This window comes from Candidatus Pelagibacter sp. (assembly GCF_052049975.1).
GTDB lineage: Bacteria > Pseudomonadota > Alphaproteobacteria > Pelagibacterales > Pelagibacteraceae > Pelagibacter.
Window position 1 is genome coordinate 111,404 of the sequence record NZ_JBNGYZ010000002.1, and the last position, 21,190, is coordinate 132,593.

Below are 21,190 nucleotides of genomic sequence, written 5' to 3' on the forward strand. Positions count from 1 at the left end.
ATTAAAAGTTATCAATAAGCCTGACATGATTTAAATAGTATGCAACAAATAACTTAGAATTTTGTTTTTTTATAGATAAATTTAAACTATTCTTATTTCTTAATTCTAAATATTGAATTTTAATACTAAATTTTTCTTCTAATTCTTTTTTTCTATTTTCAAGTTCATTTTTAACATTTAAATTTTTTTTTATATTTGATTTAATTTTTATTAAATTTTTAGTAATTTTTTGTGCCTTTATAATTTCAGATTTTTTAAGTAATTTATTTCTACTTGATAATGCAAAACCTCTTTTATCTCTTATCGTTTTACATAAGATAACATTTGTTTTGTATTTTTTTTCCAAATATTTTTTTACAATATAAAATTGCTGATAATCTTTTTCTCCCATATAAATATTCGTTGGATTAATTAGATATGTTAATCTATCCATAACATTTAAAACTCCTTCAAAATGACCTTTTCGAAATTTTGCGCATAAAATTTTATCTTTTTTATTAATCTTTTTTATAAATTTGCTTGATTTAGGAAAGATTTCTTTTGCAGAAGGTAAATACAGAAAATCTACTTTAAGATTTCTTAATATAGATTTATCTTGATTAATATTCCTAGGGTAATTTATGAAGTCTTTTTTATCATTAAATTGTTTTGGATTTACAAAAATACTCACCAAGGTTTTTTTTGATTTTTTTTTACTTTCTTTAATCAGCGATTTATGACCTTTATGGAGACTTCCCATTGTAGGAACAAACCCAATATTTTGATTTAGTTTAATGATTTTCTTTAATTGGATATTATTTAATATAACTTTCATTTTTAATAAAATATTTTATAAGTAAAACATTTAAATGATTAAACAAGCAATTATTCCACTAGCAGGATTAGGAACCAGACTTCTTCCATTAACAAGTGTTTTTGCCAAAGAACTTTTGCCAATTAATGGAAAACCTGGCCTTGAATATATATTAGATGAATGTTTTGAAGCAGGTATCAAAGAGATAATTTTTATTATCTCTGACAAAAAAAAAATGATTAAAGATTATTTTTACAATGACTCTTTTTATAAAAAAATTTTGAAAAAAAAAAAAGATACAAGGGTTTTAAAAGAATATAAGAAAATCTTAAAATATAAAAAAATGATAAAATTTGTTTGTCAAAATAAACCCCTTGGAACAGGTGATGCTGTTATGAAAACAAAAAAATATATCAAATCAAACCATTTTTTGATGTTACTACCTGATGATTTAATTATTAAAAATAATTGTTCAAAAGAAATGGTAAATGTCCACAAAAAACATAAATCTTCAGTAATGGCAAGTATGACTGTTAATAAAAAAACTGTATCAAGATGGGGTATTTATAAATTATCAAAAAAACTTTCTAAAAATAATTATAAAATTGAAGATGTAATAGAAAAACCCAAAATTAAGGACGCACCCTCTAATAAAGCCGTAATAGGCAGATATATTCTCCCAAAAAAAATTTTTAGTGAAATTAAAAATTTAAAACCTGGCAAAGGAGGAGAAATTCATATTACAGATGCTATTCAAAACTTAATAAAAAAAAATAATTTATTTGTAGCTCATAATTTTAAAGGAAAGTATCTTGATTGTGGGACGTTACAAGGTTATATCAATTCAACTTTAGAAATATCTAAAATATGAAACTTTGTATGATAGGAACTGGCTACGTTGGGTTAGTAAGTGGCGTGTGTTTTTCTGATTTAGGAAATGATGTTATCTGTGTAGATAAAGACTTAAAAAAAATAGAAGATTTAAAAAAAGGGATAATTCCTATTTATGAACCAGGATTGGAAGAACTTGTAATTAAAAATTATAAAAATAAAAGACTTACATTTTCAAATAATTTAAAAGAATCAATTAAAAAATCTGATGTAATATTTATTTGCGTTGGTACACCAACAAAAAAAGGTGGTAGTAGTGCAGACTTAACTCAAATATATAATGCTGCCAAAGAAATTGCTTCCTCGATAAATAAATTTAAAATAATCATTACTAAATCAACTGTGCCAGTTACTACAGGTGATGAAATAGAAAAAATAATATCTAAGAAAGTTTCAAAAAATAAATTTTCAGTTGTTTCAAATCCAGAATTTTTAAGAGAAGGAGAGGCTATCAGAGATTTTACATACCCCGATAGAATTGTAGTCGGAACCCATGAAAAAAAATCTAATCAAATTATGAAAAATCTATATTCACCTCTAATTTCAAAAGGTGCAAGTTATGTTCACACATCTCGTAGAGCAGCAGAATTAATTAAGTATGCAGCTAATGCTTTTTTGGCTACAAAAATTACCTTTATAAACGAAATTGCTAATCTTTGTGAACAAACTGGTATAAATGTAGAAGATGTGTCGATAGGAATAGGCTTAGATAAAAGAATTGGTGGGCGATTTTTAAGAGCAGGTCCAGCATACGGAGGCTCGTGTTTTCCTAAAGATACTAAAGCAATAACATCAACTGCTGATAAATTTAAAACAAATTTATCTGTAATTAAATCTGTTATCAAATCTAATGAAAAAAGGTCAATTTTATTACTTAATCGTGTAAATAAAATTTTACAAAAAAAAATTAAAAATAAAAAAATTTTATTTTTAGGTGTCACTTTTAAAGCTAATACAGACGATATGAGAGATTCTTCTAGTCTTTCTATGATACCAGCCTTGTCAAAAAAAGGTGCATTGATAAGTTATTATGATCCAACAGGAGAAAAAAAAGAATTTAAAAAAGTTAAGAATGTTAAATTTGAAAAAGACTTTAAGTCCGCAATCAGAGAATCAGACTTAACAATTGTTCATACAGAATGGAACGATTTCAAATCAATTAACTTTAAATTGTTATTAAATAGAAAAAAATTAACAGTCTATGATATGAGAAATATCTACTCACCTAATAAAATGAGGAAACAAGGTGTTAGATATTTTGGTATTGGACGTTAATTTATCTCAAATATTGCATCAACCTCAACAGCGACACCTAAAGGTAAGCTATTTGTGCTAACGGCTGCTCTTGTATGCATTCCTGCTTCACCAAAAACTTTAGCAATTAAATCAGAAGCCCCGTTAATAACCTTAGGTTGATCAGTAAAGTCATTTGTTGAATTAACAAATCCGGTGAGTTTTACACAAGATTTGATTTTAGATAAATCATCATTACAAGCTTTTTTAGCTTGTGCGATAATGCTTAAAGCACATCTTTCAGCAGCCTTATAACCATCATCCACATTCAAATCAGACCCTAGTTTGCCTTTAATTAACTCACCATTATTTGATATTGATATTTGTCCTGATATGTAAAGTAATTTGTTTACTATTTTTGCAGCTATATATGAGCCAACTGGATCTGCTGCATTTGGTAATTTTAAATTTAATTTTTTTATGTTTTCTTCGTAACTCATTTTGATTTCCTTTTTTTTGATTTCTTATTTTTATCGTATTCTTTTCGTTTCTCAATTAATATTAATGCCTCTTCCATTGTTAATTCAGCAGGATCTTTTTCCTCAGGAATAGTTGCATTTAATGATTTATATTTTATGTAAGGGCCATACTGACCTTTCATTATTCTTACAGGTTTTTTATCCTCTGGATGCTCACCTAAATCTTTAATTGTAGATGAAGACATTCTTCCAGGTTTAGCTTCAGCAATTAATGTTATTGCTCTATTTAATCCAATTGAAAAAATTTCATCTATATTTTCAATCCTTGCAGATTTATTATCACATTTTAAATAAGGACCGTAACGACCTGTATTTAATAAAATGTCCTTTTGATTTTCTGGATTTACTCCTAAATTTTTTGGTAATGAACATAAAAATTTTGCTTTATCTAAATCTACATCTTTTAAATCAATACCTTTGGGTATTGAAACATTTTTTAAATTTTCGTTTTCATCTTTCTTTTTTTTTGTTTTTCTTTTTTTTGAAGTTTTTTCTTCTATATCTTCAGGATTGATTACATACTGTAAGTAGGGACCAAATCTTCCATTCTTAAGATATATATCATTACCGTTATCATGCTTTCCTATAAACTTAGGTTCAGCAAGTTGAGCTTGAGCAGCAGCTTTTGCTTTTGATAATGGTCGTGTATATTTACAATCTGGATAATTTGAACAACCGATAAAAGCACCACCTCTAAAGCTATTTTTTAAACTAAGAGTTCCTTCATTACACAATTTACAATTTCTATCGATTTTTCCTTCATTATTTTTTTCGAAAATTAATTCACCTAAACTATCATTAAGTAAATCTAAAACTTCTCTTGTTCTTTTTTCTTTAACTTCAGACACATTATTATTAAAGTCTTTCCAAAACATTTCTAAAACTTTAATCCAGCTTTCTTTGCCTGAGGTTATTTCATCCAATTGATCTTCTAATCCTGCAGTAAAATTATAATCAACATATTTAGAAAACAATTTTTCTAAAAAAGCAGAGATTAATTTTCCTCTATCTGTTGGAAAAAATCTTTTATTTGTTATTTCTGCATAACCTCTATTTGCAATAGTTGAAATTATACTTGCATACGTTGATGGCCTACCTATGCCTAACTCTTCTAATTTTTTAACCAAACTAGCCTCTGAATATCTAGGTGGTGGTTGTGTGTAATGCTGTTCATCGATTAACGCCTCGATATTAATCAGTCCCTTTGACATTTGAGGCAATATATCTTCATCATCATCTTTTGATTGAGAAGAATATATTTTTAAAAAGCCATCAAATTTGAGCACCGATCCACTCGATTTACAGATTGTTTTACCGTCGTCAGAATTTATTGTTATTGTATTTCTATCAAATTTAGCCGACTCCATTTGAGACGATAAAGCTCTACTCCAAATCAAATCATACAATTTTGCTTGGTCAGTGCTTAAATACTTTTTAATTGAAGAAGGTGTTCTATTAATTTCAGTTGGTCTTATAGCTTCATGTGCTTCTTGGGCATTTTTTGCTTTTTTACCTGAGTAGTTTAATGGATTATCTGGCAAATATTCTTTACCTAGATCACTTTTTATATAATCTCTAAATGATTTAACTGCATCAACAGATAAATTTGTTCCATCTGTTCTCATATAAGTAATCAAGCCTACTGTATCACCTTCGATCTCAATTCCTTGATATAACTTTTGAGCAATTTGCATTGTTCTTGAAGCTCCAAAACCAAGTCTGCTTGAGGCTGTTTGTTGTAATGTTGATGTTGTAAAAGGTCCAGAAGGATTTCTACTTACTACCTTGCTCGAAATGTCAGTAATTGAAAATTTTTTATTTTTTAAATTTTCTATAGCTTTATTGATTTCATCTTTGTTTCTAAAAGAAAATTTTTCAATTTTTTCTCCATCTAATTGAGAAATACTAGATGTAATTGTATTGTTGTTATTATCATTAAATTTAATACTTAGTGTCCAAAATTCTTCAGGATTGAATGACTCAATTTCATGTTCTCTTTCAGTTATTAGTTTAAGTGCAACAGATTGTACACGTCCAGCAGATTTAGAGCCTGGTAATTTTGTCCATAGAATAGGTGATATATTGAATCCAACTAAATAATCTAAAGCTCTTCTAGCCATATATGCATCAACAAGTAATGGTTCTATTTGCCTTGGATTCTCAATTCCATGTATCACAGCTTTTTTTGTAATTTCATTGAATACAACTCTCTCGATTTCTTTATCTTTTAATAATTTCTTATCATTTAAATATTCTTTTACATGCCAAGCTATAGCTTCTCCTTCACGGTCAGGGTCAGTTGCAAGAATTATTTTTGAGGACTCTTTTGCAACATCTGTAATTTCTTTTAAGTATTTTTTTGAAAAGCTATCAACTTCCCATTCCATTTTAAAATTTTGTTCTGGGTCTACAGATCCATTTTTTGATGGAAGATCTCTTATATGACCATAACTAGCTAAAACAGTGTAATTATCACCTAAATATTTATTTATAGTCTTAGCTTTTGCTGGGCTTTCTACAATAACTAGATTCATAATCTAACAAACTACATAAAAGGTTTTTTTAGTCAATTTAATAAATTTTTGTCTCTTTTTCTTCTTTGTTTTTAAGGCGTTTTATATTTTCCCTGTGAGTAAAAAAAATTAAAACAAACATAATTACAAAAAAAGATACTTCAGAAAAATTCTTACTAATTAGTAAAAATATTGGAATAGATAAAGTTGCTAAAATAGATGATAATGAAGAATATTTTGATAAAAAATAAATAAACAACCATATTGTTATAAATATAATTCCATAAGATATATCTATTACAAATAAAATACCTAAATAAGTTGCCACACCTTTTCCACCTGTAAACTTAAGCCACAAAGGAAAAACATGACCTAAAAAAGCACATAATGATGAAAGAAAAATTAAATCTGGATAATTTATTTTTACAAATAAAACTGGAATTACAGCCTTTCCTATATCAAATACCAAAGTTAGGTATCCAATTAATTTATTACCAGATCTCAAAGCATTGGTTGCTCCAATATTTCCTGAGCCAACATCTCTAATATCCTTTTTTAAAAAAAATTTAGTAAATATATATCCAAAAGGTATTGATCCTAAAAGATAAGATAAAACTCCAATTATAAGATAATCCATCTCTTATAATTTAAATAATTCTATTCCATTTACAAATGTATTAGTGACTTTACCCTGAAGTTTTTTACCTTCAATTGCAGTATTTTTTGATTTAGATATTAAATTTTCTTTTTTTACAATCCATGGTTTATCAATATCAACTATACAAAAATCCGCGTCATTACCGATTGATAAATTTCCTTTATTAATTTTTAAAATTTTAGCTGGATTTAATGTTAATGTCTTTACAATGGTTTCTAATTTTACTGATCCATTATGATAAAGTTCTAAGCATAGTGATAATAAAGTTTCGATGCCTGATGCACCCGTTGCTGCTTGACTAAATGTAAGTCTTTTTGACTCTTCATCTTCTGGTTTATGATCTGAAACTATAACATCAATGATTTCGTCTTTAATTGCTTGAACTAGAGATAATCTATCTTCTTCGGTTCTAAGGGGAGGTGATAATTTTAAAAAAGTTCTAAAATCTCCAATGTCATTTTCGTTTAATGATAAATTGTTAATTGATACTCCTGAAGTAAATTTAATTTTATCTTTCTTTTCTCTAATTGTTTGAACTGATCTTGAAGATGATAATTGTGAGATATGATATCTACATTTTATAGTCTCCAACAATGTAAGATCTCTTTCAATAATGATCTTTTCGGCAACAGCGGGTATTCCTGATAAGCCTAATTTAGTAGCAATTATACCTGAATTCATCATTCCATTTTTTGATAACTCATAATCTTCTGCATGTTGCATAATCAAACTATCAAGATCAAAAGCAGAATTCATAATTCTTGTCATCAATCTTGTGTTCTGAATGGTTTTTAATCCATCTGTAAATGCAATTATTCCTTTACTTTGTAATAAACCAAATTCAGTCATATTTTTCCCTTCAAGATTTTCAGTTAAAGATGCGCACGGGTAAATATTAATTTTTGATTTATCTCTTCCTCTTCTTTTCAAAAAATCAACAATTGAAACATCATCTATTACAGGGTTAGTATTTGGCATGGTTACCACTGATGTAACACCACCCGCTAATGCAGCCTCACTTAAAGTTCTGAAATTCTCTTTATATTCATATCCAGGTTCTCCAACAAAAACTCGCATGTCAACTAAACCAGGAAGAATATACTTTCCTTTTAAATCAATAGGTTTTTCTCTCGAGGGTAAATTGTTTGTATTTACTTTTTTTCCAATTGCTTCAATTTTACCTTCTTCATTGATAATCAAACCTCCATTCTCATTAATTGAATTTTTAGGGTCAATTATATTTGCATTTATAAAATATTTTTTCTTCATCTATTCACAAAATAATTTTAAGCAAGCCATCCTTACAGCCACTCCTAATTCTACTTGTTCTTTGATAACACTTTTATTTATGTCATCTGCTAACTTAGTGTCGATCTCAATTCCTCTGTTCATAGGACCAGGGTGCATAATTAGAGCATCATCTTTTGCATAATCCAATTTGTCTGGTGTTAATCCATAATATTCATAGTATTCTCTATTTGATGCCAGAAAAGAACTCGTCATTCTTTCATTCTGCAATCTAAGCATCATTACTATATCGCAATCTTTCACACCTTTTTTCATATCTGTAAATGTATTAACCCCAAATTTATCTATTGCTTTTGGCATTAAATTTGTTGGTGCAATAATGTTTACTTCTGCTCCTAACATATTTAGTAAATAAATATTTGATCTTGCTACTCTAGAATGAAGTATGTCTCCACAAATAGCTATTTTCAAACCTTCTATTTTTTTCTTTCGATCAATTATGGTTAAAGCATCTAATAAAGCCTGAGTAGGATGCTCTCTTCTACCATCACCAGCATTCAGTACAGAACAATTAACTTTTTGAGAAAGCAGATTACAAGCACCAGAGTCTTGATGTCTTATAACAATTATGTCAGGATGCATTGCATTTAATGTCATAGCGGTATCTATTAGTGTCTCACCTTTTTTGATTGCAGAGTTTCCAATATTCATTGACATGACATCAGCTCCCAATCTTTTTCCCGCAAGTTCAAATGAACTTTGTGTTCTTGTGGAAGGTTCAAAAAACAAGTTAATTTGAGTTTTTCCTCTTAAGATATCAATTTTCTTATTTTTACTTCTATTTAATTTAATAAATGCTTGAGCTTCATCTAAAATAAGCAAGACATCGTTAATAGATAAATCTTGGATTCCTAGCAAATGTTTTTGGGAAATTTTAATAGCTTTGTTTAATTTAACTGCCATTAAAACCAACTCTATAACTATTAATAATTAATAAAGCAAGTCTTAATTGTTTAAATAATCAATTGCTCCCTGTAAAATAAAAGCAGCTGCATTTTGATCTATATTTTTCTCTCTTTTAGATACATTAATATCTAATTGACTAGATAGATTAAAAGCCCCCACAGTAGATAATCTTTCATCCCATAAGCAGACAGGGATCTTTATTAATTCACTGATATTTGTAGATACATCTTTGACAGATTGAGCAGATCTACCTAATGATCCATCCATATTTATAGGATTTCCTACTATGATACCCTCAATATTATTTTCTAAAATTATATCTTTTAAGTCTTTAATAAGACTTTCGTTCGTCGTTTTTTTTATTGTTTTAAATGGAGTTGCAATAGACCAATTTTCATCACAAATTGCGACCCCAATTCTTTTAGACCCTAAATCTAATCCAATTAATCTACATTTTTTTGGGTTATTTTTTTTAAACTCATCTAGTGTGATCATGTTGTAAATTTTAATGTTAGATGATAGTTTGCGACGTATTTAATTTTCATATGACAATAGACCTTAAAACAATAAAGCATATATCCAAATTATCAAGAATATCTGTGGATGAAGCAAAAGCAGAAAAATTAGCTGGTGACCTAAATTCTATCTTTAAGTTTATAGAAAAATTGAATGAATTAAAGACTGACAATGTTGAACCTTTGACGTCTGTTGCTGAGACAACTCTTCGATTAAGAGGTGATGAAGTTAAAAGTGAAAATATTAAAGAAGAAATAATTAAAAATTCACCTAAAGAGAACAAAGATTTTTTTGTAGTACCTAAGGTAGTTGAATAATGTCAGAATTAACAAGTCAATCATTAGTGGAATTATGTAAAAGTATTAAAGAAAAAAAAGTTTCTTCAACAGAAGTAACCAAAGCTTTTATAGAAAGATCTGAAAAATCAAAAATTCTTAATGCTTATATTAATACAGATTTTGAAAATGCTTTAACAAAAGCAAAACAATTTGATGAAAAACCAAATCTAGATTTAAAACTACCTGGTATCCCAATCGCTGTTAAAGATTTATTTTGCACCAAAAATGTTAAAACAACGGCTGGAAGTAAAATGTTACAAAGTTTTATTCCAACATATGAATCTACCGTTACAGAAAATTTATGGAATGCTGGAGGAATATTATTAGGCAAATTAAATTGTGATGAATTTGCGATGGGATCATCAAATGAAACAAGTTATTATGGTAATGTACAGAATCCAATTGATGAAAATTTAGTGCCAGGAGGTTCTTCTGGTGGTTCAGCATCTGCTGTAGCTGCACAATTAACTCCCATCACTATTGGCACAGACACAGGTGGATCTATTAGACAACCAGCATCATTTACAGGAACAGTTGGTCTTAAACCAACTTACGGTAGCTGTTCAAGATATGGAATTGTTGCATTCGCATCATCTCTAGATCAAGCTGGTCCAATGTCTCAAAATGTTGAGGACTGCGCTTTGTTACATGAAGTTATTAGCACTTTTGATAATAAAGACTCAACCTCTATTGATTTTAAAAGAAATAATTATCTCCAAGAACTCACTAGAAATATCAAAGGAAAAAAAATTGGTATACCTAAAGAATACAGAGTTGAAGGAATGCCGAAAGAAATAGAAGATTTATGGCAAAAGGGAATTGATCACATTAAAGATTGTGGGGCAGAGGTCGTTGACATCTCTTTACCACATACAAGTTATGCTTTACCAACTTACTACATCGTTGCACCTGCAGAAGCTTCATCAAATTTAGCTAGATATGATGGAGTTAAATATGGTTTTAGATCTGAAGGTAAAAATTTAATTGATATGTATGAAAAAACTAGATCTGAAGGTTTTGGAGCAGAGGTTCAAAGACGTATTATGATTGGAACATATGTTTTATCTTCAGGATATTATGATGCTTATTATCTTAAAGCTCAAAAGATAAGAAAATTAATTAAAAATGATTTTGATGAAGCCTATAAACAGGTAGACGCAATATTAACTCCATCTACACCGAATTCAGCTTTTAAAATTGGTGAAAAAAAAGATGATCCAGTTTCCATGTATCTTAATGACATATTTACTGTGCCAGTTAATTTAGCTGGGTTACCTGGAATATCTATTCCAGCAGGGCATGATGCAAAAGGTTATCCATTAGGATTACAAATTATTGGTAAAGCATTTGATGAACAAAATATATTAAACATAGCATATGCAATGGAAGAAAAAATTGGTTTTAAAAATAATATAACTGATTGGTGGATTAAATGAATAAAAGCAAAGATGAATATTTAATCAACAGAAAGGATAATCAGTATGAAGTAGTAATAGGTTTAGAAGTCCACGCACAAGTAACTTCAGAATCTAAACTTTTTTCTTCTTCTGCCACCAAATTTGGAGCTGAACCTAATACTCAAGTAAGTTTAGTTGATGCAGCGTTTCCTGGAATGTTACCGGTGATAAATGAATTCTGTGTAAAGCAAGCAATTAAAACTGGAATTGGATTAAACGCAAAAATTAATAAACGTTCAGTGTTTGATAGAAAAAATTATTTCTATGCTGATTTACCTCAAGGATATCAAATCTCTCAATTTAAAGACCCTATTGTGGGTGAAGGAAAAGTAATTTTAGATTTGCCTGAGGGACAAAAAGAAATTGGTATTGAAAGATTACATTTAGAGCAAGATGCTGGTAAAAGTATACACGATCTTGATCCTCAAAATACGTTCGTAGATTTAAATAGATCTGGAGTAGCTTTAATGGAAATTGTTAGCAAACCTGATTTAAGATCACCTGATGAAGTCAATGCATATATTAAAAAATTAAGATCAATTATGAGATATCTAGGCACTTGTGATGGTAATATGCAAGAAGGGTCTTTGAGAGCTGATGTAAACGTTTCAGTTAGACCAAAAGGTACAAAAGAATTTGGTACTAGGTGTGAAATTAAAAATGTAAATTCAATTAAATTTATGCAGATGGCTATTGAATATGAAGCAAATAGACAAGTTGATTTGATTGAAGATGGTCAAACAATTGACCAAGAAACTAGATTATTTGATACAAAAAAAAATGAAACAAGATCTATGAGATCGAAAGAAGATGCTCATGATTATAGATATTTTCCTGATCCTGATTTGCTACCATTGGAGGTTTCTGAGGAATTTATCGAAGAAATTAAAAAAGATATTCCAGAGTTACCGGATGATAAAAAGAAAAGATTTATTGATGAATTTAAACTATCTCCGTACGAAGCAACTATTCTTGTTTCTGATATAGAAACTTCAAAATATTTTGAAGAAGTTGTAGCTAAGATGGGTAAAAATAAAGATATTAAATTAGCAGTTAATTGGATTACTGGAGAATTATTTGCAGTCTTAAACGATAAAAATTTAGACATTTCACAAAGTCCTGTTAGTGCAAAAAATTTAGCTATCCTTGTAAATTTAATTAAGAATGGAACAATTTCAGGTAAAATTGCTAAGACTGTATTTGAATTTATGATTGATGGAGATCAAGATCCACAAAAAATTGTTGAAGAAAAAGGTTTAAAACAACAAAGCGATCCAAAAGCTCTAGAAGCCTTAATTGATAAGATAATTAATGAAAACAGAGAAAAAGCTATTGAATACAAAAATGGTAAAGAGAAATTATTTGGTTTTTTTGTTGGTCAGGCAATGAAGGCTTCAAGTGGTAAAGCTAATCCTCAATTAATAAATGAGATATTAAAGAAAAAACTTTAATAAAATGGGTGCAAACCTACAAATCACAGAAAAATTAGAAAATTATATTAAAGATTTTAGTTTTAAACTAAATCCAATTCAGCAAGAAATAATTGATTATAATAAAACTTTAGGAGAAATAAAAAGGATGCAGATTGATCCTGCACAATGTTATTTTCTTCATTTAATAATTAAAGTTGCAAATATTAAAAATGTTTTAGAAATTGGAACATTTACAGGACTAAGTGCACTTTCTATTTCTCTTGCATTACCCAATAATGGTAAATTAATTGCTCTTGATAAAAATGAAGAAACAAACAAAGTTGCTGTTGATTTTTTTAAAAAAGCGAAACAAGACCATAAAATTCAAACAATTATAAAACCTGCAATTGATAGTCTTGAAGAATTAAAAGATGAAAAATTTGATATGATATTTATTGATGCAGATAAAATGAATTATAAAATATATTATGAAAATTCATTACAACTAATTAAAAAAGGTGGATTAATAATTATTGATAATGTTTTGTGGCATGGAGAAGTAGTAGATGAAAAAAATAATGACAAATTCACTGTAAATATAAGAGAATTTAATAAGTTTGTTTCAGAAGATGATAGAGTAGAGCAAATAATTTTTCCATTAGGTGATGGAATGACTGTTTGTAGAGTTTTATAATGTTTAAAGTTTTCGGATTTTATAAATTTATTAAAGTTAAATCTTTAAAAAAGAATAAAGAGATTTTAGCTACATTTTTCAATGATAATAATATTAGAGGAACTATTATTATAGCCAAAGAAGGTCTTAATGGCACTATATCTGGCAGAGTATCAAATATTGAAAAAACTAAAAAAATAATCAAATCTTTATTCTCTTTCAAAAAATTTGACAATTTCAATGAGTCTAATTCAAATTTTCAACCGTTTCATAAACCAAAAGTTAAAATAAAAGATGAAATTGTTCCTATGAATTTAAAATTAAATTCGAAAGAAAGAAATTTAAAAACACATTTAGAGCCAAAGGATTGGAACAAACTGATTAAAGATAAAGACACTCATATAATTGATACTAGAAAACCTTTTGAGTATAAAGTTGGAACTTTTAAAAAAGCAGTAAATCCCAACGTAACTAATTTTAGAGATTTTCCAAAGTACCTTAATAAACTTAAAAAAGATAAACCAGTCGCAATGTTTTGTACAGGTGGTATTCGATGTGAAAAAACCTCTGTTTATTTACAAAAAAAAGGATTTAAGAATATTTTTCAATTAAATGGTGGAATTTTGAATTACCTCAAAAAAATTAAAAAAGATCAAAGTTTATGGAAAGGTGAATGTTTTGTTTTTGATAACAGAATAAGTTTAAAACATGGTTTAAATATTGGAACACACTCAATGTGTAGTGGATGTAGAATGCCAATATCTAATAAAGATAAAAAATCAAAGAAATATGAAGAAGGAGTATCTTGCCCGAGTTGTTTTGATAAATTAACAACTTCTCAAAAATCACGTTTTAGAATGAGACAAAGTCAGATATATAGAGCAAAAAAGTCAGGAAAAAATTATTTATTTCAGAAAGAATTTAAGTAGGGGATTATTTGTCTAAATCAATCAAACTAACTAAGGACCCAATATGGGAATTACTTAGAAAAGTTACTATACCAGCAAGTACAGGATCTTTATTTCAAACTTTTTATAATCTTGTTGATACTTGGTTTGCAGGAAAAATATCAGCTGAAGCAATTGGTGCTATAGCAAAATCATTTCCTATCTATTTTGTAATTATTGCAGTTGGAGTTGGTATAGGTGCTGCAACAAATGCTTGTATTGGAAATCTTTTAGGTGAAAAAAAAATTAGGAAAGCTTCTTTATTAGTTGCCCAATCAGTAATTTTCGCTGTTATAGTATCAGTAATAGTAACTTTGTTTGGTCTAAATTCCTCAAATTTTTTGTTATCTGTAATGGGCTCAGATCAACAAAGTATAATTCTTACTAGAGAATATTTGGATATAATTTTTTATGGGACATTTATTGTTTTGATACAAATATCTCTTAATGGAACTCTTAATGCTCAAGGTGATACGAAGAGTTATAGAAATGTTTTAATATTTAGTTTCTTTCTTAATATATTTTTAAATCCTCTATTTATTTGGGGATATGCTTTTATTCCAGGTTTTGGAATTGCTGGTTTAGCAATCGCAACAGTAATTTCTCAAACAATTGGAACTATATATTTAGCTTATAAAGTTAATTCTTGTAAACTAAGAGAATTTCTTAAAATTGAATGTTTAATTCCTAAGCCAGATCTCCTTAAAGAATTGTTAGAACAATCACTGCCAATTATGTTTAGCATGTTGTTTATTGGTGTTGGCATTTTTAACGTATTATATTTTATTGGACAATTCGGCGAACTTGCGGCTGCTGGTTATGGAGCAGCTTTAAGAATTGAACAAGTTTTTTTGTTACCAGTTATTGGACTGAATACAGCGGTCCTATCAATAGGTGGACAAAATTTTGGTGCAAAAAAATTTGATCGTATAAGAGAATTATATAAGAAAGCCTTATTTTTTGGATCATCCTTTATGATTTGCGCAGGTTTAGTTATTTTTTTTGGTGCAGAATATTTAGTTTCTTTATTTACTGACAATGAAGAAGCAATTAAACATGGTATTGTTTATTTACAAGTGGCTGCATTAATTGGTCCAATTTATCCGGTATTTTTTATAACTACAGCAGTCTTTCAAGCAGTCAAAAAACCGATTTATAGTTTATATTTGAGTATTTTACGATTAACAGCATTTCCTTTTTTATGTTTGTGGTATGTTATTAATATTAGAGGCGGAAACTATGAAGATATCTTTTATACCATTATGGCTACTAATTGGATAATGGGTTTTGCTGTATTAATCTTTATTGGATATTTTTTGAACAATGTTTTTAAACAAAATAAAAAACTTTTTAGTTTTTAGTTTCTTTATTTTTTTGCTTTCAACAAAAGCAAGCTCAATAGAAAAAATTGAAGGAGTACCATTAGTTACCGATGGAGATACTATCAAGATAAATGGAAATAAAATTAGATTATTTGGAATTGATGCGCCAGAAGTAAAGCAAAGTTGTAAAAAACCATTTATTTCTTTTTCCTTTTACAGTTTATATAAAAAATATAATTGTGGTGTTATTTCAACAAAGAAACTAAGAGATAAAATTTCTAACAAAAAAATTTTGTGCTTAATTTCAAATAAAGATAGATATGGAAGATTTATAGGCGAATGTTTTTATAAAAATTTAAATATAAATTCATGGATGGTAAAAAATGGATATGCAGTAGCTTATTTAAAATATTCAAAAAAATTTGTAGCTCAAGAAAAACAAGCTAAAAAAAATAAATTAGGTGTTTGGCAAGGATCTTTTATAAATCCATGGGAGTGGAGAAAAAAAAATAAAAACTAATCAGTTTTTAATTTTTTCTCTAATTTTCTGACAAAATAAGAAACAATTAGTATTAAAATTAGATATTCAAAAATTAAGAAAGTGTAAATTTCTAGTGGTCTATAGGTAGTAACCACCAGTTCATTTGCTTTTCTTGTTAAATCTCCAATTCCAATAATTGAAACTAATGATGACATTTTCAACACATAGACAAATTGATTTCCAATTGCAGGTAAAATATTCTTAATAGCTTGTGGCAAAATTACTAATCTTAATTTTCTAAAAAAATTTAATCCAAGAGAGCTACCAGCTTCCCACTGTGCTTTTTTAATTGAATTTATACCAGCTCTAAATATCTCAGCCTGAAAAGCACTTTCACTTATAGATAAAGCAATAATTCCAGAGACAAATGGACTAAAACTTATCCCAGTCATTATTGGCAATCCATAATATATCCATAAAATTAATACCAAAAGTGGAATAGCTCTTACTATTTCAACATAACCAATATTAATATAAGTAAGAAACTTATTTTTTGCTAATGAAGGTATTGCAACAATTAATCCTAGAATAATTGAAATGATTATTGAAACTACAGAAATAAAAATAGTTGTATTTAAACCACTTAATAAAAATTTTAAATTTGTTAATCCTTCTAAATTATTAGGTGATAGAACCAACCAATTCAGTTCACTTTTACTACATGAAGTTAAGGATAAAGCTAAGAGTAAAAAAAATAAATTTTTCACTCTTAGAGTTATAAAGTATTAATAATTAATTACTAATTGATTATAAACTTTTTAAATTATATTTAGCTAACAACTTTGTAAAAAAACCAGATGATTTTTTTTTATTAATCCAGTTGTTTACATAGTTTCTCCATTCATCGTCACCTTTAGCAACCATCATTGCTAAAAATGCTGGATTTTTTTCTCCATCAGGAACGATTGCTAATTGAGGATACTTGATAACAAGCTTGTTTGCTTCTGTTGAACTCGTTATGTTACCATCAGCTCTGCCTGCCAAAACTTCTTGAAAATCTCTTGCAGGAGCTTCTACAGAATTCAGTTTAGATTTTGGAAAAAACTCTTTCGCTTTTTCTTCTTGGGATGTTCCTAGAGTTGTAGCTATTGTAACACTTTTATTATTCAGTGAATCCCAAGTTGAAAATTTGTTTAGATTTTTTTTAAGAACTAGAGGTACAGTTCCATACTTATAATAAGTTTCTGTAAAACCTGCAACTTCAGCTCTTTTAGGTGTTTTTGTTACACTTGTTGAAATATCATATCTGTTTGATGTTATTCCAGAAACTATAGTTTTCCACTCAGCTGGAACAAATTTAACTTTGACACCCATATCTTTTGCTAATTCGTTCATTACATCAATATCAAAACCTTTGTACTTATTAGTTGCTGGATCTTTAACAGTCATTGGATCCCAGTCTCCTGTAGTTCCAACTCTTAATTCTCCTGAAGAAAGAATTTTATTTAAATTTGATTCCGCATTTGCAGATAAAGAGATTAGTACAAAAAGTACGATAGATAATATTTTTTTCATAATAGTTATAACATAACCATTTATATTAGAATTATTATTGTCAACTTGCCGCTAAAGCTTACAATCTTGACGCACTATCATTAATCCAGGAGAAAAGATGTTCAGAGAAAGATCTTCGCACAAATAGATTTACATTTTTTTTATCTATATTGTGAATAATAACATCTATTTTAGCTAACAATGTTTGTGTTACAGCACCGTTTTTTTTTTGAAACTCATTAAAATTAAATGGCGAACCTGTTGAAAATAATTCATAAATTTTGTCTCCACTTAATTTAAGAAGCACAAAATGATCTGTTACATCAGTTATAGCTCCTAAATTAACTTTACTTACATTACTGATAAGTTCATTTTCTACTTCATAACTATTATCGCTTTCATTCATTTCATTATTTGAATATAGCATCCACTCATCTGGACTTAGCCAAAGCGCTGTATAGTTTTCACTTGAGGTTGATGTGTTACTCTCTGTAGGCAAAAGCATATTGAGAGATTTTCCAACCGCAGACAAAAATTCTCTTTTTTTACCCCTTAAATTAAGTTTCATTATTGGTTTTAATTCTTGAATTTTTAAACCAGAATATTCTTTTGTTTCTTTTATGGTATTATTATAACTAAGCATTTAACCTTTTATTTTCTTTATCTAAAAAAACTGGATCAGCAACAGTCACATTGATTATTTTATTTTCCATTGGCACAAATAATTTTTGACCCAACATGTTTTTTCCACCTCTAACAACTCCAAGTGCTATTGATTTATTAAGGTTAGGACTGAAATAACTTGAAGTAACATGTCCTAACATTTCTACAGGTTCTTTGTTGGTTTCAGCAACAATTTGAGCACCTTCTTCTAGAATTTCGTTAGGATTTTCTGTTAAAAGACCAACTAATTGTTTTCTATCTTCTCTTATTGTATCTGATCTGTATAACGATCTTTTTCCAATAAAATCATATTTTTTCTTACTGACTATCCAATCCATTTGTAAATCAATAGGTGTCATCGTTGCATCTGTATCTTGGCCAACAATTATAAATCCTTTTTCTGCTCTTAATAAATGCATTGTTTCTGTTCCATAGGGAGTAATATTAAATTCTTTCCCAGCTTCCATGCATTTTTCCCAAACAGACTTTCCATAATTTGCCTGAACATTGATTTCATAACTATGTTCACCAGTAAAACTAATTCTCATAACTCTACATTTTATCTTTCCAATAGTTGCATCTTTAAATGACATGTGTGGGAAATTTTCATCTGACAAATCTAAATCTGGAATTAATTTTGAAAGAATTTTTTTACTGTTTGGTCCACAAACACTTGCTGTTGCATAATGATCAGTAACTGAAGTAAGATAAACATCAAGTTCTGGCCATTCAGTTTGTAGATAATCTTCTAACTTACCAAGAACAGTTGCAGCGCCACCCGTTGTTGTAGTCATGATATAATGATTTTCTCCTAGACGAGTTGTAACTCCATCGTCGTATACCATACCATCTTCATTTAGCATTAAGCCATATCTACATTTTCCAATTCCAAGTTTAGACCATGCATTTGTATAGACACGATTTAAAAACTCTGAAGCATCTGTTCCTTGAATATCAATTTTACCTAATGTGGATGCATCTAAAATACCAGCACTTTCTCTTGCAGCTTTACTTTCTCTTTGGACAGCTTGATGCATATCTTCATTGTTCTTAGGATAATACCAAGCTCTTTTCCATTGTCCTACATTTTCAAATTCAGCTTTATGTTCAACATGCCAATCATGCATTGGTGTTTTTCTAAAGATATCAAAATATTCACCAACATTTCTTCCAACAATTGTTCCAAATGTTAATGGAGTGTAGGGTGGTCTAAAAGTTGTTGTTCCTAATTCTCCCATTTGAACTTTTGCTGTTTCTGCAATTATTCCAAGTGCATGCATATTTCCAAGTTTACCCTGATCAGTACCCATGCCAGTTGTTGTGTATCTTTTTACATGTTCAATAGATCTAAATCCTTCTCTTAAAGCTAATTTTATATCTTTTGCTGTAGCATCATTTTGATAGTCCACAAAAGGTTTTGTTTTTCCTAAAATTTTATCAGATGGTAACAACCATATATTTCTATAACTATTATCCTTCGGAGATGTAACTTGAACATTTTTAAAACTTTCCTCATTAATACTAAGAAACTTATTTATTTGATCAGGTAATACAGAAAGTATATCGCTTAATTCAAAATCACCATTACAAGCTCCCACACTAATTTGGTCAGAGCTATATAGGTTAGGGACAAATATATTATCGCTATCTCTAAATTTTAATTTTCCACCAGATTGTGTAAACAAATGTACCGCAGGCGTCCATCCACCAGCCATTCCAAGACAATCACAATTTATATCTATTTTATTTCCAATAACTGAAGTCCCATCCTTAGACAATTCCATTATAGAAACTTTATTAATTCTTTTATGACCTTTTGTATCTACGACAGTATGGTTATTATAAATTTTAATGTTTAAATCTTTTATTGATTTTATTAATCTATTTTCATTAGCATCCCTTATATCTACAATTGCTTTAACCTTGACTCCCTTATCACTTAATGAAAGAGCAGTTTCATAAGCAGTATCATTATTAGTGAATAAAACAATTTCCTCACCACTTTTAACTCCATAAAAATCAGCATATTTTTTAATTGCTGATGAAAGCAATATTCCTGGTCTATCATTATTATTAAATATAAGTGGTCTTTCAATAGAACCGGTTGCTGTAATAACTTTTTTTGCTCTAATTTTTAGTAATCTTTGTCTTACTCTATTTTCTCTTTTTGAGATTTCAATATGATCAGTTAAATTTTCTCTTGCTAAAACAAAATTGTAGCCATGATATGCTGCAACACTAGTTCTTGTTTTTACTTCTAAATTTTCAAAGTTTTTTAAACTATCAATTTCGTTCTGTAACCACTTTGAAGAATTTTCATCATTTATTTTAAAATGATCATTATTTTGATAAATTGTTGTTCCACCTAAATTTGGCTTTTCATCAACAATTAAAGTTTTTAAACCATTTTTTGCAGCACACTTTGCAGCGATTATTCCTGATATACCTCCACCAATTACAAGAACATCACAGTGAATATATTTATGATCATAAATGTCAGGATCTGTTTCAGTTGGAGACTTACCAAGGCCAGCTGATTTACGAATAAAGTATTCATATTTTTCCCAAAAGCTAGCAGGCCACATAAAAGTTTTGTAATAAAAACCAGCTGGAAGAAGAGGGGATAAAAAATTATTAATACCACCTATATCAAAATTAACACTGGGCCAACAATTTTGACTAGAGGCTTCTAAACCTTCGTAAAGTTCAATTTCAGTTGCTCTTACATTAGGTTCAGTTCTTGAAGAATTATCATGTAATTGGACAATTGCATTAGGCTCTTCTGAACCTGATGTCATAATTCCTCTTGGCCTATGATATTTAAAACTTCTTGCAACTAAATGAATATTATTTGCAAGTAACGCTGAGGCTAGTGTATCACCTTTGAAACCAAATAATTTTTTACCATTAAACTTAAATGAAATTCTTGTTGTTTCATCAATATGCGAACTAGATTTAACTCTTAGATTTTTTGACATAAATATTT

General features: G+C 28.6%; 20 protein-coding genes. 9 read left to right on the forward strand and 11 right to left on the reverse strand.

The window, feature by feature from the left end:
- Position 1: 1 nt before the first annotated feature.
- Positions 2-814 (reverse strand): pantoate--beta-alanine ligase, encoded by an 813-nt coding sequence (gene panC, locus ACTT9U_RS04300; protein WP_440931951.1) that lies wholly within the window; start codon positions 812-814, stop codon positions 2-4.
- 34 nt (positions 815-848) lie between these two features.
- On the opposite strand from panC, the gene ACTT9U_RS04305 reads away from it, so the two are divergent.
- Positions 849-1,664: a sugar phosphate nucleotidyltransferase gene (locus tag ACTT9U_RS04305; RefSeq protein WP_440931952.1), complete on the forward strand. Its 816-nt coding sequence runs from the start codon at positions 849-851 to the stop codon at positions 1,662-1,664.
- Entirely contained in the window at positions 1,661-2,959 is a 1,299-nt protein-coding gene (locus ACTT9U_RS04310) for a UDP-glucose dehydrogenase family protein (RefSeq protein ID WP_440931953.1), read from the forward strand. The genes ACTT9U_RS04305 and ACTT9U_RS04310 overlap by 4 nt, the downstream gene beginning before the upstream one ends.
- On the opposite strand, the gene ACTT9U_RS04315 is transcribed toward ACTT9U_RS04310, so the two are convergent.
- From ACTT9U_RS04315 to ruvX, 6 genes are read right to left on the reverse strand one after another with little or no spacing between them, the layout of a single operon-like run.
- A complete protein-coding gene (locus tag ACTT9U_RS04315) occupies positions 2,956-3,417 on the reverse strand; it encodes a RidA family protein (RefSeq protein WP_440931954.1) in 462 nt (153 codons plus the stop codon). The two genes, ACTT9U_RS04310 and ACTT9U_RS04315, sit on opposite strands and share 4 nt — an antisense overlap.
- Positions 3,414-5,990: a type I DNA topoisomerase gene (gene topA / locus ACTT9U_RS04320; RefSeq protein WP_440931955.1), complete on the reverse strand. Its 2,577-nt coding sequence runs from the start codon at positions 5,988-5,990 to the stop codon at positions 3,414-3,416. Before topA ends, ACTT9U_RS04315 begins: the two co-directional genes overlap by 4 nt.
- Before the next feature lie 37 nt (positions 5,991-6,027).
- Complete coding sequence (plsY, locus tag ACTT9U_RS04325) at positions 6,028-6,606, reverse strand: glycerol-3-phosphate 1-O-acyltransferase PlsY (RefSeq protein WP_440931956.1); 579 nt, start codon at positions 6,604-6,606, stop codon at positions 6,028-6,030.
- Between the two features lie 3 nt (positions 6,607-6,609).
- Positions 6,610-7,896, reverse strand: coding sequence for a dihydroorotase (gene pyrC, locus ACTT9U_RS04330; protein ID WP_440931957.1), 1,287 nt, complete (start codon positions 7,894-7,896; stop codon positions 6,610-6,612).
- On the reverse strand, positions 7,897-8,838 hold the full coding sequence (locus tag ACTT9U_RS04335; protein WP_440931958.1) for an aspartate carbamoyltransferase catalytic subunit: 942 nt from the start codon (positions 8,836-8,838) through the stop codon (positions 7,897-7,899).
- A 42-nt stretch (positions 8,839-8,880) separates the two neighbouring features.
- A complete protein-coding gene (ruvX, locus tag ACTT9U_RS04340) occupies positions 8,881-9,336 on the reverse strand; it encodes a Holliday junction resolvase RuvX (RefSeq protein ID WP_440931959.1) in 456 nt (151 codons plus the stop codon).
- Between the two features lie 50 nt (positions 9,337-9,386).
- Here ruvX and gatC point away from each other — a divergent pair, with 50 nt between their 5' ends.
- From gatC to ACTT9U_RS04375, 7 genes are read left to right on the forward strand one after another with little or no spacing between them, the layout of a single operon-like run.
- Positions 9,387-9,674 (forward strand): Asp-tRNA(Asn)/Glu-tRNA(Gln) amidotransferase subunit GatC, encoded by a 288-nt coding sequence (gene gatC / locus ACTT9U_RS04345; RefSeq protein WP_440931960.1) that lies wholly within the window; start codon positions 9,387-9,389, stop codon positions 9,672-9,674.
- Positions 9,674-11,131, forward strand: a complete 1,458-nt coding sequence (gene gatA, locus ACTT9U_RS04350) for an Asp-tRNA(Asn)/Glu-tRNA(Gln) amidotransferase subunit GatA (protein WP_440931961.1) — start codon at positions 9,674-9,676, stop codon at positions 11,129-11,131. The genes gatC and gatA overlap by 1 nt, the downstream gene beginning before the upstream one ends.
- The gene (gene gatB, locus ACTT9U_RS04355) at positions 11,128-12,603 is read left to right on the forward strand and encodes an Asp-tRNA(Asn)/Glu-tRNA(Gln) amidotransferase subunit GatB (protein WP_440931962.1); all 1,476 of its coding nucleotides are present in this window, start codon (positions 11,128-11,130) and stop codon (positions 12,601-12,603) included. The genes gatA and gatB overlap by 4 nt, the downstream gene beginning before the upstream one ends.
- Positions 12,604-12,607: 4 nt before the next feature.
- Positions 12,608-13,258, forward strand: coding sequence for an O-methyltransferase (locus ACTT9U_RS04360; RefSeq protein WP_440931963.1), 651 nt, complete (start codon positions 12,608-12,610; stop codon positions 13,256-13,258).
- Positions 13,258-14,166: an oxygen-dependent tRNA uridine(34) hydroxylase TrhO gene (trhO, locus tag ACTT9U_RS04365; protein WP_440931964.1), complete on the forward strand. Its 909-nt coding sequence runs from the start codon at positions 13,258-13,260 to the stop codon at positions 14,164-14,166. The genes ACTT9U_RS04360 and trhO overlap by 1 nt, the downstream gene beginning before the upstream one ends.
- An 8-nt stretch (positions 14,167-14,174) precedes the next feature.
- Positions 14,175-15,545, forward strand: a complete 1,371-nt coding sequence (locus ACTT9U_RS04370) for an MATE family efflux transporter (protein WP_440931965.1) — start codon at positions 14,175-14,177, stop codon at positions 15,543-15,545.
- Complete coding sequence (locus tag ACTT9U_RS04375) at positions 15,508-16,026, forward strand: thermonuclease family protein (RefSeq protein WP_440931966.1); 519 nt, start codon at positions 15,508-15,510, stop codon at positions 16,024-16,026. Before ACTT9U_RS04370 ends, ACTT9U_RS04375 begins: the two co-directional genes overlap by 38 nt.
- On the opposite strand, the gene ACTT9U_RS04380 is transcribed toward ACTT9U_RS04375, so the two are convergent.
- Genes ACTT9U_RS04380 through ACTT9U_RS04395 form a run of 4 tightly spaced genes read right to left on the reverse strand, consistent with a single transcriptional unit; the run spans position 16,023 to position 21,182 of the window.
- Positions 16,023-16,754 (reverse strand): amino acid ABC transporter permease, encoded by a 732-nt coding sequence (locus tag ACTT9U_RS04380; RefSeq protein ID WP_440931967.1) that lies wholly within the window; start codon positions 16,752-16,754, stop codon positions 16,023-16,025. The two genes, ACTT9U_RS04375 and ACTT9U_RS04380, sit on opposite strands and share 4 nt — an antisense overlap.
- A 40-nt stretch (positions 16,755-16,794) precedes the next feature.
- The gene (locus tag ACTT9U_RS04385) at positions 16,795-17,562 is read right to left on the reverse strand and encodes a transporter substrate-binding domain-containing protein (RefSeq protein WP_440931968.1); all 768 of its coding nucleotides are present in this window, start codon (positions 17,560-17,562) and stop codon (positions 16,795-16,797) included.
- Positions 17,563-17,620: 58 nt separating this feature from the next.
- Entirely contained in the window at positions 17,621-18,184 is a 564-nt protein-coding gene (locus tag ACTT9U_RS04390; protein WP_440931969.1) for a sarcosine oxidase subunit gamma, read from the reverse strand.
- Positions 18,177-21,182, reverse strand: coding sequence for a sarcosine oxidase subunit alpha family protein (locus ACTT9U_RS04395; protein WP_440931970.1), 3,006 nt, complete (start codon positions 21,180-21,182; stop codon positions 18,177-18,179). Before ACTT9U_RS04395 ends, ACTT9U_RS04390 begins: the two co-directional genes overlap by 8 nt.
- Positions 21,183-21,190 lie beyond the last annotated feature (8 nt).

Coding starts and splice junctions, on each gene's coding strand:
- plsY (WP_440931956.1), bottom strand. CDS start 6,606: ATGGATTATCTTATAATTGGAGTTTTATCTTATCTTTTAGGATCAATA.
- ACTT9U_RS04315 (WP_440931954.1), bottom strand. CDS start 3,417: ATGAGTTACGAAGAAAACATAAAAAAATTAAATTTAAAATTACCAAAT.
- ruvX (WP_440931959.1), bottom strand. CDS start 9,336: ATGATCACACTAGATGAGTTTAAAAAAAATAACCCAAAAAAATGTAGA.
- pyrC (WP_440931957.1), bottom strand. CDS start 7,896: ATGAAGAAAAAATATTTTATAAATGCAAATATAATTGACCCTAAAAAT.
- ACTT9U_RS04385 (WP_440931968.1), bottom strand. CDS start 17,562: ATGAAAAAAATATTATCTATCGTACTTTTTGTACTAATCTCTTTATCT.
- gatB (WP_440931962.1), top strand. CDS start 11,128: ATGAATAAAAGCAAAGATGAATATTTAATCAACAGAAAGGATAATCAG.
- trhO (WP_440931964.1), top strand. CDS start 13,258: ATGTTTAAAGTTTTCGGATTTTATAAATTTATTAAAGTTAAATCTTTA.
- panC (WP_440931951.1), bottom strand. CDS start 814: ATGAAAGTTATATTAAATAATATCCAATTAAAGAAAATCATTAAACTA.
- ACTT9U_RS04305 (WP_440931952.1), top strand. CDS start 849: ATGATTAAACAAGCAATTATTCCACTAGCAGGATTAGGAACCAGACTT.
- ACTT9U_RS04375 (WP_440931966.1), top strand. CDS start 15,508: ATGTTTTTAAACAAAATAAAAAACTTTTTAGTTTTTAGTTTCTTTATT.
- ACTT9U_RS04390 (WP_440931969.1), bottom strand. CDS start 18,184: ATGCTTAGTTATAATAATACCATAAAAGAAACAAAAGAATATTCTGGT.
- gatC (WP_440931960.1), top strand. CDS start 9,387: ATGACAATAGACCTTAAAACAATAAAGCATATATCCAAATTATCAAGA.
- gatA (WP_440931961.1), top strand. CDS start 9,674: ATGTCAGAATTAACAAGTCAATCATTAGTGGAATTATGTAAAAGTATT.
- topA (WP_440931955.1), bottom strand. CDS start 5,990: ATGAATCTAGTTATTGTAGAAAGCCCAGCAAAAGCTAAGACTATAAAT.
- ACTT9U_RS04360 (WP_440931963.1), top strand. CDS start 12,608: ATGGGTGCAAACCTACAAATCACAGAAAAATTAGAAAATTATATTAAA.
- ACTT9U_RS04310 (WP_440931953.1), top strand. CDS start 1,661: ATGAAACTTTGTATGATAGGAACTGGCTACGTTGGGTTAGTAAGTGGC.
- ACTT9U_RS04335 (WP_440931958.1), bottom strand. CDS start 8,838: ATGGCAGTTAAATTAAACAAAGCTATTAAAATTTCCCAAAAACATTTG.
- ACTT9U_RS04395 (WP_440931970.1), bottom strand. CDS start 21,182: ATGTCAAAAAATCTAAGAGTTAAATCTAGTTCGCATATTGATGAAACA.